Genomic DNA, 15,760 nt, shown 5'->3' with positions numbered 1-15,760 from the left:
GGCCAGGGTCAGCCCGACAGGGCGTCAGGCTGAGGGCGTGCGGCATAGTCGCAAAAAAAAGCCCGCCAGTGGCCGGCGGGCAAGGGATAACATCAGGGTTTCCGTCATATTTCGACTTGCTGCTTTGTTGGCTGCAGTACCCGGCCCATCCCAGGGCTTCGCCCCTTTGGGGCCGGCAGATTTGTCACTCACCTCAGTCGCATCGTTATCTATGCTCCCGGGGATTCGCTCAGTAGCCGCCGCGATGCAACCCGAAATATTTAGGGGCAGAGCAAGGGGCCGGGAGAGGGATCCCGGCTGAGGGTTATTTGTAGATTACCGCGGTGCCGTGCAGCAGGTTTTCGCCAGAGGCAGAGGTGATTTTATAGGCGCTGGCGCCCTGGGCATCAGCTTTCGCCGCCAGCTGGTCTTCTAACTGGCTCAGCGTGTAGGCGCCGGAGGCGGAGATAACGCCAATCTTCTGGCCGTGCTGGTCATTATCGGTGACCTGCTGAGCGGCGAAGGCGCCAAAGGACAGGGTGGATAGCACAATTGCAGCAACAGTATATTTAATGTTTTTCATGGTGATATCTCGCAGGTTATTCTGTAAAAATCATTTCGTTCCGTTTATGTGATAATTATCACGGTATTTTTGCAGAGAGAAAACCTGGAAGAATTGAAGGTGTTGTTCTAAAAAATTGACTATTCAGTAATATATTGATTTTTATGTGTTATTAATTGTTTTTCTCGGCGATTTGGCTGATGTCTGCATTAAGAGTGTGGAAAAGGCACATTTAGTCACGCTGAATTTGCCAGAGCAGTGGTGGCGATAGCGCCCCGGCCGGAGAAGGCTGGGGACGCTGCCAGGCGTACCGGTGATGACGCTTTATTTATAAATGGTGGCGGTGCCGTGCATCTGATTATTGCCGCCGGCCGAGGTGATAACATAGCCGGTCGCCCCCTCTTCGCGCGCCTTCTCAGCGAGCTTGTCTTCCAGATCGCCAAGGTGGGTGGCGCCGCTGGCGGAAACCGTGCCGGCAGGGCGGAGCTGGCTGGTTTCCGGGTTGGTGAGTGGCGATGCCGCAAAGCTTGCGGGAACACAGACAATGAAGGTGATAATGGCAGAAAAGAGCGACAGTTTTTTCATGATCACATCCTCACGACAGGTCTCAGGGGTGATTAAAAATTAACCACCCTGTGATATAGTGTAGTTCGCTTCAGAGTGTGATACAGCGCAAAAAATAGCTTTTCACGGGTCGACATTTACTGACAAAAGTTGACCGATGAAAATTGGTTAACGCTATGATTTTTCAGGCCTTGCATCAGGGCGTACCAGATCGAAACGCTGGGCTTCACTAATGCTGTAGTAGGCGGTCGGCCCGCCGGCGCGTAGCACCGGCTGTGCCTTTGCCGTCTGATAAACTCCCTGTTCCAGAAGTCGGGAGTCGATATGAACGGCGACCACTTCCCCCAGTACCAGCCAGGTATCGATGGGATCGCCGCTGGCGGAGGTTAACTGCCAGTGCTGAGAAAGGCGGCACTCAAAGTTAACCGGGCTTTCCGCTACCCGAGGCGCCTTGACCCGACGTCCCGCCAGCGGCGTCAGCCCCGCCCGTACAAATTCATCTTCACCGTGCGGCAGCGTGGCGGACGTTTCGTTCATCTGCTCCGCCAGAGCGCGAGTCGTCAGGTTCCAGACAAATTCACCGGTTTCCAGAATATTGCGCAGGCTGTCTTTGCAGCCGCTACTGGCAAAGCCGATAATCGGCGGCCGGTAGTTAAAGCAGTTAAAAAAACTATAGGGGGCGAGATTACGCTGCCCTTTCGCGTTCTGAGTCGCGATCCAGCCGATAGGCCGCGGGCCGATAATAGCGTTGAGCGGATCGTGAGGCAGGCCGTGGCCCGCTTCCGGCTCGTAATAGTAGTAGTCGTTGTTGTGCTCTGTGGACATCAGTTTTTCCGTTTATGGTGGTTGCTGTTACCTGATAGTGTACCTTACCCGGGCTGGCGTTATTTACCTGTGAGCCGACAACGGGTATCTTACGCGCCCACACAGGAGAATGCCCATGACCAGCCAGCCCGCCAGACGCGCCGGGTTACACCCGCGTAATCGTCATCAGTCACGCTATGATTTTCCCGCTCTCGTGGCGGCCAGCCCGGCGCTTGAGGCCTTTGTGCATACCAGTCCCCGCGGTGAAGCGACCATTGATTTCGCCGATCCCGTGGCGGTCAGAGCGCTGAATCAGGCGCTGCTGGCCTGCTTTTATCAGGTCAGCCACTGGGAGATTCCTGAAGGTTTTCTGTGTCCGCCAGTGCCGGGGCGCGCCGACTACCTGCACCATCTGGCGGATCTGCTGGCCGAGGATAACCAGGGCGTGATTCCGGCCCAGGCCGACATTCTGGATATCGGTACCGGCGCCAACTGTATCTATCCGCTGATCGGCCAGTATGAATACGGCTGGCGCTTTACCGGCAGCGAAGTTAATCCGCACGCGCTACGCAGCGCTGCCGCTATTGTGGCCGCCAATCCGGGCCTGAATCGTCGCATCCGGCTACGTCGCCAGAAGCAGGAGGAGGCCATTTTCCGGGGGATTATCCACGTGAATGAGCGCTACGCGGCGACAATGTGTAATCCGCCGTTTCATGATTCAGCGGCCTCAGCCCGGGCGGGCAGCGAACGCAAGCGGCGTAACCTGGGGCTGAGCGATAAAGGAAATGCCCTGAACTTTGGCGGCCAGCCGAAGGAGCTATGGTGTGACGGCGGCGAAGTGCGCTTCATTCAGCAGATGATTGAAGAGAGCAGAGCCTTTGCCCGCCAGGTAGGCTGGTTCACCACCCTGGTGTCACGCGGCGAGCACCTGCCTGAGATCTACCGGGCGCTTCAGGGGGCTGGCGCGGTGCGGGTGGTGAAAAAGAACATGGCCCAGGGCCAGAAGCAGAGCCGCTTTATCGGCTGGAGCTTTAGCGAAAAGCAGCCCCGTTAACGGGGCCGCAGACCATGGTCAGGAGACGTGTTGCAGGAACTCCTGCAACCGCTGGCCGGGCGGGTTTTCAATCAGCTCACGCGGATTGCCGTCGGCGGCTATCCGCCCCTTATCGATAAATATCAGCCGCGATGCCACCTGGCGTGCAAAGCCAATCTCATGGGTGACGATCGCCATGGTCATTCCTTCTTCGGCCAGATCCCGCATCACCTTCAGTACCTCGTGGCGTAGCTCCGGATCCAGTGCCGATGTCGGTTCGTCAAACAGCATCATTTTGGGTTTCACCGCCAGCGCTCTGGCAATGGCGACCCGCTGCTGCTGGCCGCCTGACAGTTCGGAAGGATAGTGCCCGGCGCGATCCGCCAGCCCGACTTTCTCCAGTAAGGCTCTGGCCTGCTGTTCGGCATCGGTTTTGCGGGCGCCGCGCACCCGAAGGGGGCCAAACATCACGTTTTCCAGCGCCGTCATCTGGGGGAACAGATAGAACTGCTGGAATACCATGCCCGCCTCCTGGCGAATCAGGCGCTCATCCACTTTCGGATCGTTAACCTTCATTCCATCGACAATCAGGTCGCCTGCGGTTATTTCCTCCAGCTTATTGATGCAGCGCAGCAGCGTTGATTTCCCGGAGCCGGAAGGGCCGATAATCACCACCACCTCACCCTGATGAATGTGCAGATCGATATTGTGCAGCACCTGGGTCGGGCCGAAGTGCTTGGAGACGTTTTTAAACTCAATCACAGGATCTTCATCCTTCTTTCGATTCGACGCAGAACAAAGCTCAGCACCAGGGTGATAATCAGATAGATAACCGCTACGGCGCTCCAGATTTCCAGCGCCCGAAAGTTACCGGCGATAATTTCCTGCCCCTGGCGGGTCAGTTCGGCCACGCCTATTACAATAAACAGCGAGGTGTCTTTGATACTGATAATCCACTGGTTGCCCAGCGGCGGCAGCATGCGGCGCAGGGCCAGCGGCAGAATCACGTAGCGAATGGTATCGCGCCGGGAAAGGCCCAGTGCCAGGCCGGCTTCGCGAAAGCCTTTATGGATAGAGAGCACGGCGCCGCGGGTAATTTCGGCAATATAGGCGCCGGAGTTAATCATGATGGTGACCACCGCGGCGCTAAAGGGATCGATCCGCAGATCGGGAAACGCCATCGGCAGGGCAAAGTAGATAAACATGACCTGCACCACAATGGGGGTGCCGCGAATAATTTCGATAAACGCCAGGGCGAGGTGGTTCAGTATCCAACCGCCAAAGCTGCGGGCGAACCCGGCGATAAGGCCGATAACCAGGCCGCCCAGCAGGCCGAGTACCGATATCCAAAGCGTCATTTTTGCGCCTTCCAGCAGCAGCGGGACAGCCGGCCAGATGGCGCTCCAGTCAAACTCCATGGTGATTTCCTGTCGCAAGAAAGCAGAAGAGGCGGGGCGTTTATCCCCGCACGGTTTGGATTATTCCGGCGCCTTGCCGAACCATTTTTTGTAGATTTGCGCGTAGGTTCCGTTTTCACGCAGGGTTTTCAGCGCGCCGTTCACTTTGTCACGCAGGTCGCTGCCTTTCGGGAAGGCGATGCCGTACTGTTGGGCTTCCAGCGAATTGCCCACCGCTTTGAACTTGCCCTGGCCTGCGGTCTTAATGAAGTAGAGTATATTCGGCGTGTCGTGCAGCACCGCGTCGGCGCGGTTGGTGCCCAGCTCCATATAGGCGTTGTCGATATTCGGGAACTGATGCAACTCTTTGGCTTTGATGTGTTCCTTCGCGTAATCCACCGAGCCGGTACCGCTTTTCACCGCCAGGACTTTGCCGTCGAGATCCTTAACGCTTTTGACTTCGTCGTTATTGGCCCTGACCATCACCATCAGGCCGCTTTTGTAATAGCCGTCGGAGAAGTCGATGGCGCGTTTACGTTCATCGGTAATGGTAATGCCTGCCAGCGCCAGATCGACATTTCGGGTCTGTAATGCAGGGATAATGCCGCTGAAATCCATGGGTTTCAGGGTGTAGTCGAGCTTGAGCTCTTTAGCGATGGCGGCCCAGAGGTCAATATCAAAGCCGACGTACTGATTGCCCTGCTTAAATTCGAAGGGAACAAAGGCAGTATCGGTTGCTACGATCAGCTTCTTTTCCGCGGCCTGGGAGGAAACGGCGAATGCCAGGGCGAGTGCAGCCAGAGAACATTTCAAAACAGACTTCATAGCTCTTCCTTTTGTTATGCCCGGGGAACGTGCCGGGCCAGACTAAACGCAGTATGAAAAATTCATGCCATGGTTTCTAACTGACTGAATTTATTGATTGTTAAAAGCGGGTCGTGCACCTGCATACAGACAATAGTCGCCTGTTGCACCGGACTGGGGCGCGATGCCGAGGCGCGGTTTCCCTGCCGGTCGGTACTACTCTATTTAGCGTAAAATCCACAGGAGGAACAATTGATTGATAACAATTGTGTGAAGTGTTTATTGCAATTTTTTAACTTTTTGCCGGGGAGAGCGGACAGGAATGCACATTAATGGTGCGCCCCCTCGGGGAGGAGGCGCGACAGGGGACTTATCCGAGGTGGGCTTCGATGAACCACAGGAATTTATCCAGATCGCGGGAAGCCGCGGTGAAGATATCTGCGGTGTCTTCATCTTTGGCTTCGCTAATGGCTTTGCGTACGTCGTTCGCGACGACGGCATAGCGGTCGGCCAGTTCTTTCAGGTGATCCTGAACGGTATGAATATCCAGCGGGTAGCTTTTCAGCGGGGTGTTGCTGTTGATCACCTGCGTGGTGCCCAGCGCAACGCCGCCTAACTGCACGGCACGTTCTGCCATGGTGTCCATATGCTCGTTCAGTGAATCGCGGAAACCATCCAACATTTCGTGAACGGCAATGAAGTTAGCACCGCGCATATTCCAGTGAGCCTGTTTGGTAATGAGCGCCAGATCGATGAACTGAACAACCTGACGGTTCAGTTGTGCAACGGTCTCTTTTTTCTCGCTCTCAGCCACATCATTGCGGGTGTACAGCAGCTCAGAAGATTTTGTTTTCACCAGTTTAGCGGTACTCATGATTTCATGTCCTCTTGATGTTATGTCCCAAAAAACTTCGCCAGTAAGTATAGCACCGCTTTTTTACCCTGCTGGTTGAGATATTACCTATCGGTTAAATAGTAATGATGAAATTGTTTTTATAAATATGTTGTTAATCAATTTGTTATATTAAAACGCCAACATTTCTTGCGAAATGCCGGCGGGAATTGGCTAATGATGATTTGTTATTATTTTGTAAAGTTTGAATCGGCTAATTAATATCGATACTTTCGATTTTTGGTTCGCGTTTTAGCGTCAGGGTTGAGCCTACCGAAGCCAGAATAATAGATAGCAGCCCCAGCAACTGAATAGCGCTCAAACGTTCCCCCAGGAAGATCATGCCGGAAAGCGCCGCCATGCCGGGCTCCATGCTCATAAGGGTACCGAAGGTGCGGGTAGGCAGACGGGTCAGGGCCACCATCTCCAGAGAATAGGGCAACGCGGTGGAAAGCACGGCAATGGCCAGCCCCAGCGGCAGCAGCGACCACTGCCACAGCGCGGGGCCTGCCTGCCAGGCACCGACGGGAATAAAGATCAGCGCGGCTATCACCGAGCCCATTGCGACAGTGGCCGGGCCGTGGCCGTCGCCGGCGCGGCTACCCGTCAGGATATAGACCGCCCAGCAGGCGCCCGCCAGCAACGCCCAGGCAGCGCCCATGGGATCGATGCCAGAAATTCCGGAGCCCAGCGGTAGCAGCATCCACAGACCAGCGATAGCAAGCGCCACCCACAGAAAATCGATGGGGCGGCGGGAAGAGAACAGCGCCACCGCCAGCGGGCCGGTGAACTCCAGCGCTACGGCAATACCCAGCGGGATGCTGTGCAAGGAGAGGTAAAAGAAGTAGTTCATACCGCCCAATGCCAGCCCATAAAGCAGCAGCGGGATCCGCTGTTCAGGCCGAAACCGCAGGCGCCAGGGTTTAAATACCGCCACCAGAATAAGCGTGCCCAGCGCAAGGCGCAGCGCGGCGACGCCGGGAGCGCCAACCAGTGGAAACAGCGATTTGGCGAGAGAAGCGCCGCTCTGAATAGAAGTCATGGCGACCAGCAGCAGTACGACTGGCAACCAGGCGGGCGATTTACGGGACAACGTTGGCATCCTGCATCCTGTCAGTTTTTGTCAATGAAACGTTAATAAAAGAAAATCCCGCTCAGTGTAATGGAAGAGTTGTTTCTGGTTTAGCATCCGTTGAAAAAAAAGTTTCTGCCGGCCGTTATGATGCGCGGCATCAGAAGTTCCCCATGAAGAGTGATTTTAGGATTAATCCGAATGGAAGCTTGCAGGAATGAGGACCATAATAGCATTCCGCCTGCAAAATTACGTGTCTTATGAAAGGGATAGTCAGTTCTGGAAACGTTCTGTTACATGAAATGGCGCCTTAGACAACGCAAATCCCGCAGAGTTTCTTAAAGTAGTTTGATATATTTATAACTTAGGACTTACTTGAAGCACATTTGAGGTGGTTATGAAAAAAATTGCATGTCTTTCAGCTCTGGCCTGTGTTCTGGCCGTTTCCGCCGGTTCTGCAGTAGCCGGTACCGCAACTGTTTCTGGTGGCTACGCGCAGAGCGATATGCAGGGCGTTGCCAGCAAAGCTAACGGTTTCAACCTGAAGTACCGTTACGAGTTCGACAACAGCCCGCTGGGCGTTATCGGCTCTTTCACCTACACTGAGCACGATCGTACCGCTACTCACGGCGAATATGACAAAGGCCAGTATTACGGCTTCACCGCGGGTCCGGCTTACCGCCTCGCTGACTGGGTGAGCGTATATGGTGTTATCGGTCTGGGCTACGGTAAATTCCAGACCACTAACTATCCGGAACACCACGGCGACACCAGCGATGTTGGTTTCTCCTATGGTGCGGGCGTTCAGTTCAACCCGATCGAAAACGTTGCTCTGGACTTCTCTTATGAGCAGAGCCGTATTCGTAGCGTTGACGTTGGCACTTGGATTGCCGGTGTTGGTTACCGCTTCTAATCCTTCCCCTACCGGGAAAGAGAAAAATCCGCCTTTATGGCGGATTTTTTTTGCCTGAGTTTTGAGTATAGCCAGGTTTTATCCGTCCGCGGGGGCGATACAGTACAGTGAATCGCAAAAACAGGGCAGAGAACGAAAGACAGCGTAACGGGCTGTCAATTGAGGAAGGGGCGTTTAGCGGGTCTGGTTCTTTGAACGCGGTTTGCCGTTAATAATGTTGCACAGCATGGCCAGCAGCATCAGCCGTACCTGAAAGGGGGAGTGGGTAAACACCAGCATACACCTCTTAAATTCAGTCATCAGTCCCTCCTTACTTCACCCAGTGCCGCAATCCCTTTGCGTTAGTCTGTATTCTATACAGATATAGCACAAGCTATATTACATAGCTATGGCTATTTAGTTAATTTTTTGTAGTTGCGGCATGCTGGTTTACAATGAGGGCCGTTAAATTTCATATGCAGCACCCGGGAGAAGTTGAATGAGCCGTCGCGCAGGTAAGCCAGAAAGCCGCAAAGAAGGAAAACTGGTCGATGTGGAAGCCCACGTCGAAGGTTTTCGCCAGGTACGCGAGGCCCACCGCCGGGAGCTGATCGATGATTATGTCGAGCTGATTGACGATCTGATCCGCGAAGTGGGCGAGGCGCGCCAGGTGGATATGGCGGCGCGACTCGGCGTTTCACAGCCGACGGTGGCGAAAATGCTCAAGCGCCTGGCTTCGGTGGGATTAATAGAGCAGATCCCCTGGCGTGGCGTATTTCTGACCGCCGAAGGGGCGAAGCTGGCGCAGGAGAGTCGGGAACGTCACCAGATTGTGGAAAACTTTCTGCTGGCGCTGGGCGTGAGCCCGGACACCGCCCGCCGCGATGCGGAAGGCATGGAACACCACGTCAGCGAGGAGACGCTGGCGCTGTTTCGTCGCTTTAGCGAGGCGGGTCAGGAATAACCCGCGTTCCATAGAAAAAAAGCCCGCATAGCGGGCTTTTTGCTGGCAAAACTGCTATCAGTTAATGCGCACAGGCATACCGGAGCGGTTCTCAACAGCCTGCTGTACCACGCTCTGATCGACATCAGCCTGATCGGTCACTTCACGCAGTTTCTGAGTCAACACAATCGGTACCTCTTCTTTACCGGCCATCTGGGCTTCGGTGGTGGAGAGCGGATTATGGACTTCGATATAGCGACTGCCGTCCGGCTCGGTGGTGGTCTTCACCGGCTCGTCGATAAACTGCACCCGGGTGCCGACCGGCACGTTCTCGAACAGGAACTTAATATCGTCTTTACGCAGACGTACGCAGCCGTGGCTTACCCGCAGCCCAATACCGAAGTTGGCGTTGGTACCGTGGATGGCGTACAGGCGACCGATATACAGGGCGTATAACCCCATCGGATTATCCGGGCCGGCCGGGAACACGGCGGGCAGATATTCGCCGCGCGCCTTATATTCGGCGTGCATCTTGGCGGTTGGCGTCCAGGTCGGGTTAGCGCGTTTACGCTCTACCTTGGTGGTCCAGTTAATCGGCGTATCTTTACCCAACTCGCCGATCCCGATAGGTAGCACCACTACGGTGCCGCTGTCTTTCGGATAGTAGTAAAGGCGCATTTCAGCACTGTTGATGATAATGCCCTTACGCGGCGCATCCGGCAGGATGAGCTGCTGGGGAATGGTCAGCACCGTGCCGGACTTCGGCAGATAGGGATCTACGCCGTGGTTGGCTTCCATCATGTTGGATAGCCCCATCTGGTACTTCGCTGCAAAGTATTCCAGAGGCTGTTTGTTATCCTCAGGAACGGTGACAACCTGATTCTGGCCGACGAGACGGCTACCCTCAGGAGGCAGCGGATAGGTTACCGCGGAGGCGGTTTTACAAAAACCGACGAGGGTAAATGCTGCCAGTAAAAGCGTACGTAATTTCATAGTTGAGTCGCGCAGTTGTTATCGGTGCCACAGAGGCTATTGGTTAAGATACGGTAAAAGTGCCGCCAGCGCATTATAGGAGCATTGTGCGTTTGAGGAAATTCGGATGTGGATGAAATCACACTTTTCACCTGAATTTGTGTATTAGTCTAGGTTATTTTGTCACGGATTTGGATCCGGGCGATCCCTGAACGCACTTATGGCATAATGTCGTGTTTATCACACTTTCAACCCGGGGAAGACGATTGTTAGTTTCCAGTAATGTCACCATGCAGTTCGGCAGTAAGCCGTTGTTCGAAAATATCTCCGTTAAGTTTGGCGGCGGTAACCGCTACGGCCTGATCGGCGCCAACGGTAGCGGAAAATCCACCTTTATGAAGATTCTGGGGGGCGATTTGCAGCCGAGCGGCGGCAACGTGTCGCACGATCCTGACGAGCGTATCGGTAAGCTGCGTCAGGATCAGTTCGCCTTCGAACAGTTCACGGTGCTGGATACGGTCATCATGGGGCATTCGGAGCTGTGGGAAGTGAAGCAGGAGCGCGACCGCATTTATGCTCTGCCGGAAATGAGCGAAGAAGAAGGCTATAAGGTTGCCGATCTGGAAGTGAAATACGGCGAGATGGACGGCTATTCCGCCGAAGCGCGGGCCGGTGAACTGCTGCTGGGCGTAGGCATTCCCCAGGAGCAGCATTACGGCCCGATGAGCGAAGTGGCGCCTGGCTGGAAGCTGCGCGTGCTGCTGGCTCAGGCGCTGTTCTCCAACCCGGATATCCTGCTGCTTGACGAACCGACCAACAACCTGGATATCGATACCATTCGCTGGCTGGAGCAGGTGCTTAACGAGCGCGACAGCACTATGATCATCATTTCCCACGATCGCCACTTTCTGAATATGGTCTGCACCCATATGGCGGATCTCGATTACGGCGACCTGCGGGTGTATCCGGGCAACTACGATGAGTATATGACTGCGGCCACCCAGGCCCGTGAGCGCCTGCTGGCGGACAACGCCAAAAAGAAGGCGCAGATCGCCGAGCTTCAGTCCTTCGTCAGTCGCTTTAGCGCTAACGCCTCCAAGTCGCGCCAGGCCACCTCCCGCGCCCGTCAAATCGACAAGATCAAGCTGGAAGAGGTGAAAGCCTCCAGCCGTCAGAATCCGTTCATCCGTTTCGAGCAGAACAAAAAATTGTTCCGTAACGCGCTGGAGGTTAAAGATCTCAGTAAGGGATTCGATAACGGCCCGCTGTTCAGCGGCTTCGGCATGCTGATGGAGGTGGGCGAAAAGCTGGCGGTACTGGGCACCAACGGCGTGGGTAAATCGACCCTGCTGAAAACCCTGGTGGGGGAGCTGACGCCGGATAGCGGTACGGTAAAGTGGTCTGAAAACGCGAGTATTGGTTACTACGCGCAGGATCACGCCGCGGACTTTGACTGCGATCTTAACGTATTCGACTGGATGAGCCAGTGGAAACAGGAAGGGGATGACGAGCAGGCGGTGCGCAGCGTTCTGGGCCGTTTGCTGTTCAGCCAGGACGATATTCGCAAACCGGTGAAGGTGCTGTCCGGCGGCGAGAAAGGGCGGATGCTGTTCGGCAAGCTGATGATGCAGCGCCCCAATATTCTGGTGATGGATGAACCGACCAACCACCTGGATATGGAGTCTATTGAATCACTGAATAGCGCGCTGGAGCTTTATGAAGGCACGCTGGTCTTCGTTTCCCACGACCGTGAGTTCGTGAGCTCGCTGGCGACCCGCATCGTGGAAATCACCCCACAGGGCGTGGTCGACTTCGGCGGCGGTTACGAAGAGTACCTGCGCAGCAAAGGTATCGAATAACGCAGCCGGTCATGCCCTCTCCCCGGCGGGAGAGGGCATGACAGCACCTTTATTTAAGCGCCCAGCAATTACCTTCCACGCCGTCGATAATCAGACGTCGCGTTTCGCCTTCCGGCAGCGTTAGCTGCAGTTCCGACCAGGCCGGGCGCCAGTCGCCGCGCACGTTAAACCTCAGATTGATGGAGTCGGCATCACAGGTCATCTCCCAATTGAGCCACAGCGCTTTGCCCTCTTTATAACCCCAGCTTTCGCCATCGTCTTCGAACAGTTCGCCCCGGGAGTGCCCGTTCCCTTTCAGCGGAAACAGCCGCAGTTCGCGGCGGTCATCGGCCCGGGCGTCGCTATGGGCCAGGCGCTGGCTTAACGGCAGTCCGGCTCCAGCGCGTACCAGCATGGGCTGCTGTTCCAGTGGGGCGGGCAGAGTGATTTGCTGACCGCCCGCGTACCAGGTGTGGCTTGCGAAGTCGTACCAGCCGCTGCCGTTGTCCGGCAGCCACAGGGTGCGTTCGCGCTGACCCGCTTCCACGACGCTTGCCACCAGCAGATCGCGACCCAGCATAAACTCGTCGCACTCCTGGAAGGTTTTAGGGTCCTGCTCATGGTCGAGGAACGTGGGGCGCAGCATTGGTTCATCGTCGGCGTGGGCCTGCCACAGCAGCGTATACAGATAGGGCATCAGGCGATAGCGCAGCTCAATGGCGGCACGCACCGCCGGGGTGACCGCCGGATACATCCAGGGTTCGTTGACGGTACCGTCGTCGTTCCACGAGTGGATGGTAAAGCGCGGATGCATCACACCGTTTTGTACCCAGCGTACGAACAGTTCGGCGTCTGGCTTATCGCCAGAGAAACCACCGACGTCATGGCCCACGTTATAGAGTCCGGACAGGCTCATCCCCAGCCCCATGCGGATGTTATAGCGTAGCGTCTGCCAGCTGGTGCGGTTATCGCCGCTCCAGGTCTGAACGTAGCGCTGCATACCGGCGCAGCCGGAGCGGGAGATCAGATAGGGGCGCAACTCTGGCGCAAACCGCTGCTGCGCTTCCATTGAGGCGCGCATCATCAGCAGCGGCATCACCGGGCGGATATGCTTAATGGCGATAGGGTCGCCGAAACCGTGGCAGCGCGCTTCGCCGTCCCAGACCTCATATTCGTTATTGTCGTTCCAGGTGGCGTCGATTCCCATTTCCAGCAGTTGGGTGGTCACCCCCTCCTGCCACCAGGCGATGGCGGCCGGGTGGGTGAAGTCCAGGTGAGAGCCTTCGTCGTCCCAGAAGCTGGAACGTTCCGGGGTTTCGCTTTGCGAATCCTGAATAAACAGTCCCTGGCGGGCCACCTCCTGATAGCGGGGATGATCCTGCAACAGGCAGGGTTTGATATTGGCGGCAAGCTTAAGCCCGGCGTCGTGAAAGGCCTGGCTCATCACTTTCGGTTCGGGCACTTTGTCGTGGTTCCAGTTAAAGACGTAGCGCTTGTCGTTAATTGAGGTATAGCCGGATGAAAGCTGGAAGGAATCGCACGGAATGGCGTGCTGCTGGCACAGGCGAATAAAGTTCATCAGCTGATTCTGGGCGTCCGGCGCGTCGGTATAGTGCATCGTGGAGCCGCTATAACCCAGGCTCCAGCGCGGGCCAAACAGCGTTTTGCCGGTCAGACGCACAAAGGTTTTGGTGATATCCAGAATTCGGTCGCCCACGAACAGGTAGTAGTCGATGTCGCCGGATTCCGCCTGCCAGCGGCGGTAGGGAGCGTGGTAGTTATCCAGCTCATTGCCCAGATCGAACCAGCTGCTGCTCAGGTTATCGTAAAACAGCCCGAAGCTGACCTCATCACGCCGGGTAATGGTGAAGGGGATATGCTTGTAGAGCGGATCGGTGCTGGCAGCGTTATAGCCCATGGCGTCCAGATTGCGCATTTCGTAGCGTTTCCCGTTACGCGCCAGCGGCCCGGCCTTTTCGCCCAGTCCGTAGTAACAGTCTTCCTTAAAGCGCCGCTGATAGTGGGCGACGCCGTCGCCGTGCGCATTAAGCAGATAGGCGCTGGTGGGGCGATCGCTGGCAAGAAAACGCCACTGGCCGCAGGCGTCGCGGTAGTGCCACTCCAGCCATAGCGGCCGGTGAACCGTGACCCGCAGCCTTTCGCTTGCGATCTCCAGCGTATCGTCGCGTTCGGTTAGCGTATATCCAGGCAGAGAGAAGCCGTCGAGATCGTCCCGGGAACGCCCCTCCCAGGGAACGTCCCGATTCGGCGCGATACTCCAGGTACGGTTCAGCGCCCAGTCGCCGCCGCGCTGTATTGATACGCGAAACAGCCCCTGTTCCAGCACGTACAGGGTCAGCCGGTGCTGGTTTTCCACGCAAAGGGTCACATGGCTGGCATCGGAATGGGCCAGGCTCCAGTGTTTCAGGGTTTTCATCGGTAATACCTCATCAGATGCGACGCCCGCGGCGTTCGGCAATAAAAGCGATCAGGAAACAGGCGCCAATCAGATCGAACATCCCCATGGCGATAAATAGTGGATTAAAGCCGATGGTGTCGGCGGTAACGCCGATAATCAGCGAAAAGGCGAAGCTGGCTATCCAGGCCGCGGAGCCGCGCATTCCGTTGACGGTGGCCATCTGGCCTTTGTCGAAGGACTCCACCACCAGTGCGCTCAGCATGCAGGAGATAATCTGGTGGCCGAAGCCGCCGATGGAGATCAGCACAATGGTGACGTACGGATCGCGGGTGAAGGCCACCACCGCCAGCGAGATCATTAAAAAGGCGCCGGTGACCGAACTGGCCACTACCGAATTGACCCGGGTAAAGCCGAACCAGCGGGTATACAGGCGGGTGATATAGCCGCTGGCCACGCTGCCGAGATCGGCGGCCAGGAACGGTAACCAGGCGAACATCGCTATCTGCTTGAGGTCCATACCGTGCTCCCGGGCGAGGTAGAGCGGTACCCAGAAGCTCATCACCGCCCAGGCGGGCTCCGCCATAAAAGCGGGAATAGCGATGCCGTAAAAGCGGCGGTTCTTTGCCACGACCTTCAGGGTGGTAAAAAAGGGCTGGGTCACCGCGGGGGCTTCGTTATCCTGGCGGATAAACGCCAGCTCTTCTTTGCTCAGCCGCGGATGCTGTTCCGGGTTGTGATAGAACAACCACCACAGCACCACCCACAGTAGCGCCAGAATACCGGTGAACATAAAGGCGCCCTGCCAGCCGAACGAGGCGTGAGCGAAGTAGATAATCGGCGGCGCCAGCATGGCGCCTACCGAAAAGCCTACCCCGGCCCAGCCGGCAGCGATGGGACGTTCCTGCTTAGGAAACCATTCGCCGATGGTCTTGGCGTTGGCCGGTGTGGCCGCCGCTTCGGCGCCGCCCATCACGAAACGCAGAAAGGCAAGATGCAGCCAGCTGCCCGCGCCGGCGTGAAACAGACAGGCCAGCGCCCAGATAGCGGCGCAGATCAGGAAGCCAAGCTTCAGACCGATAACGTCAATCAGCCAGCCGCACAGGGGCTGAAACAGGGTATACGCCAGCTGGAAGGCGCCGACAATCCAGGAGTACTGTTCGGTGGTAATCCCCAGGCTGCTTTTCAGCTCCGGCGCCAGAATACCCAGCGAATTGCGGGTGATGTAGTTGACGGTGACGCCCAGCAGGAACAGAACTAACACCCACCAGCGTAAGTTTTTGATTGTCCGCCGTACGTTGCTCGCTGCGACGGTTGAGTTGACTCCCTGACTCATTACGTTCTCCGCATTATTTGGTTTTGTTAAACCGCCTGCATCCCCACTCTGGTAGGGAACGACAACAGGGAAGCTATTGAATAAAGGGGTAATTACCGGAGATATGGCTCCCGGTGCGCCAATAACCGGAGACTAAAGGAGTCGGTGAAGAGCCTGTAGCAAAAATTGTGAAAAAATTCTCATAAATTTATTGATTACGCAGGCATTCTGGCCGGGTTGCCCGTTTTTTTGACAGGTATGGCGGGTGAAAATTTTT

At 56.1% G+C, this 15,760-nt stretch carries 17 protein-coding genes; 5 read left to right on the top strand and 12 right to left on the bottom strand.

The window, feature by feature from the left end:
- Positions 1–304 precede the first annotated feature (304 nt).
- From bhsA to V3W49_RS01350, 3 genes are all read right to left on the bottom strand, one after another.
- Complete coding sequence (gene bhsA, locus V3W49_RS01360; RefSeq protein WP_500143172.1) at positions 305–562, bottom strand: multiple stress resistance protein BhsA; 258 nt, start codon at positions 560–562, stop codon at positions 305–307.
- A 303-nt stretch (positions 563–865) separates the two neighbouring features.
- Positions 866–1,126 carry a DUF1471 family periplasmic protein McbA gene (gene mcbA / locus V3W49_RS01355; protein ID WP_500143171.1) on the bottom strand — a complete coding sequence of 87 codons (261 nt, stop codon included), beginning with the start codon at positions 1,124–1,126 and terminating at the stop codon, positions 866–868.
- A 153-nt stretch (positions 1,127–1,279) separates the two neighbouring features.
- Complete coding sequence (locus V3W49_RS01350; protein ID WP_500143169.1) at positions 1,280–1,930, bottom strand: flavin reductase family protein; 651 nt, start codon at positions 1,928–1,930, stop codon at positions 1,280–1,282.
- A 115-nt stretch (positions 1,931–2,045) separates the two neighbouring features.
- On the opposite strand from V3W49_RS01350, the gene rlmF reads away from it, so the two are divergent.
- Positions 2,046–2,963 carry a 23S rRNA (adenine(1618)-N(6))-methyltransferase RlmF gene (gene rlmF, locus V3W49_RS01345; RefSeq protein WP_500143167.1) on the top strand — a complete coding sequence of 306 codons (918 nt, stop codon included), beginning with the start codon at positions 2,046–2,048 and terminating at the stop codon, positions 2,961–2,963.
- A gap of 18 nt (positions 2,964–2,981) precedes the next feature.
- Here rlmF and glnQ read toward each other — a convergent pair whose 3' ends face one another.
- The 5 genes from glnQ to rhtA form a co-directional block, all read right to left on the bottom strand.
- A complete protein-coding gene (gene glnQ / locus V3W49_RS01340) occupies positions 2,982–3,704 on the bottom strand; it encodes a glutamine ABC transporter ATP-binding protein GlnQ (protein WP_500143165.1) in 723 nt (240 codons plus the stop codon).
- Entirely contained in the window at positions 3,701–4,360 is a 660-nt protein-coding gene (gene glnP, locus V3W49_RS01335; RefSeq protein ID WP_500143164.1) for a glutamine ABC transporter permease GlnP, read from the bottom strand. Before glnP ends, glnQ begins: the two co-directional genes overlap by 4 nt.
- Positions 4,361–4,420: 60 nt before the next feature.
- Positions 4,421–5,164, bottom strand: coding sequence for a glutamine ABC transporter substrate-binding protein (gene glnH, locus V3W49_RS01330; RefSeq protein ID WP_500143163.1), 744 nt, complete (start codon positions 5,162–5,164; stop codon positions 4,421–4,423).
- A 349-nt stretch (positions 5,165–5,513) separates the two neighbouring features.
- Positions 5,514–6,017 carry a DNA starvation/stationary phase protection protein Dps gene (gene dps / locus V3W49_RS01325; RefSeq protein WP_500143161.1) on the bottom strand — a complete coding sequence of 168 codons (504 nt, stop codon included), beginning with the start codon at positions 6,015–6,017 and terminating at the stop codon, positions 5,514–5,516.
- A gap of 232 nt (positions 6,018–6,249) precedes the next feature.
- Complete coding sequence (gene rhtA / locus V3W49_RS01320) at positions 6,250–7,137, bottom strand: threonine/homoserine exporter RhtA (protein WP_500143160.1); 888 nt, start codon at positions 7,135–7,137, stop codon at positions 6,250–6,252.
- A gap of 249 nt (positions 7,138–7,386) precedes the next feature.
- Between rhtA and V3W49_RS01315 the strand changes: the two genes are divergently transcribed.
- Positions 7,387–7,449 (top strand): hypothetical protein, encoded by a 63-nt coding sequence (locus tag V3W49_RS01315; RefSeq protein WP_138099203.1) that lies wholly within the window; start codon positions 7,387–7,389, stop codon positions 7,447–7,449.
- A gap of 55 nt (positions 7,450–7,504) precedes the next feature.
- Positions 7,505–8,020: an outer membrane protein OmpX gene (gene ompX, locus V3W49_RS01310; protein WP_500143159.1), complete on the top strand. Its 516-nt coding sequence runs from the start codon at positions 7,505–7,507 to the stop codon at positions 8,018–8,020.
- 174 nt (positions 8,021–8,194) lie between these two features.
- Here ompX and mntS read toward each other — a convergent pair whose 3' ends face one another.
- Positions 8,195–8,320, bottom strand: a complete 126-nt coding sequence (mntS, locus tag V3W49_RS01305; RefSeq protein ID WP_500143157.1) for a manganase accumulation protein MntS — start codon at positions 8,318–8,320, stop codon at positions 8,195–8,197.
- Between the two features lie 178 nt (positions 8,321–8,498).
- On the opposite strand from mntS, the gene mntR reads away from it, so the two are divergent.
- Positions 8,499–8,963 carry a manganese-binding transcriptional regulator MntR gene (mntR, locus tag V3W49_RS01300; protein WP_500143156.1) on the top strand — a complete coding sequence of 155 codons (465 nt, stop codon included), beginning with the start codon at positions 8,499–8,501 and terminating at the stop codon, positions 8,961–8,963.
- Between the two features lie 57 nt (positions 8,964–9,020).
- Here mntR and ldtB read toward each other — a convergent pair whose 3' ends face one another.
- Positions 9,021–9,935 (bottom strand): L,D-transpeptidase, encoded by a 915-nt coding sequence (gene ldtB / locus V3W49_RS01295; protein ID WP_500143154.1) that lies wholly within the window; start codon positions 9,933–9,935, stop codon positions 9,021–9,023.
- Positions 9,936–10,180: 245 nt separating this feature from the next.
- Between ldtB and V3W49_RS01290 the strand changes: the two genes are divergently transcribed.
- On the top strand, positions 10,181–11,773 hold the full coding sequence (locus V3W49_RS01290) for an ABC-F family ATPase (RefSeq protein ID WP_500143153.1): 1,593 nt from the start codon (positions 10,181–10,183) through the stop codon (positions 11,771–11,773).
- Between the two features lie 49 nt (positions 11,774–11,822).
- Here V3W49_RS01290 and V3W49_RS01285 read toward each other — a convergent pair whose 3' ends face one another.
- Together V3W49_RS01285 and V3W49_RS01280 are read right to left on the bottom strand one after the other, a co-directional pair.
- Positions 11,823–14,189, bottom strand: coding sequence for a glycoside hydrolase family 31 protein (locus V3W49_RS01285; RefSeq protein WP_500143152.1), 2,367 nt, complete (start codon positions 14,187–14,189; stop codon positions 11,823–11,825).
- Between the two features lie 13 nt (positions 14,190–14,202).
- Positions 14,203–15,504 carry an MFS transporter gene (locus V3W49_RS01280; protein ID WP_500143150.1) on the bottom strand — a complete coding sequence of 434 codons (1,302 nt, stop codon included), beginning with the start codon at positions 15,502–15,504 and terminating at the stop codon, positions 14,203–14,205.
- Between the last annotated feature and the right edge of the window lie 256 nt (positions 15,505–15,760).

The organism is Rosenbergiella sp. YN46 (genome assembly GCF_036620675.1).
In the GTDB taxonomy this organism is placed as follows: domain Bacteria; phylum Pseudomonadota; class Gammaproteobacteria; order Enterobacterales; family Enterobacteriaceae; genus Jejubacter.
The sequence above is the reverse complement of the archived record's forward strand: the minus strand, read 5'-3'. Positions and strand labels throughout refer to the sequence as shown.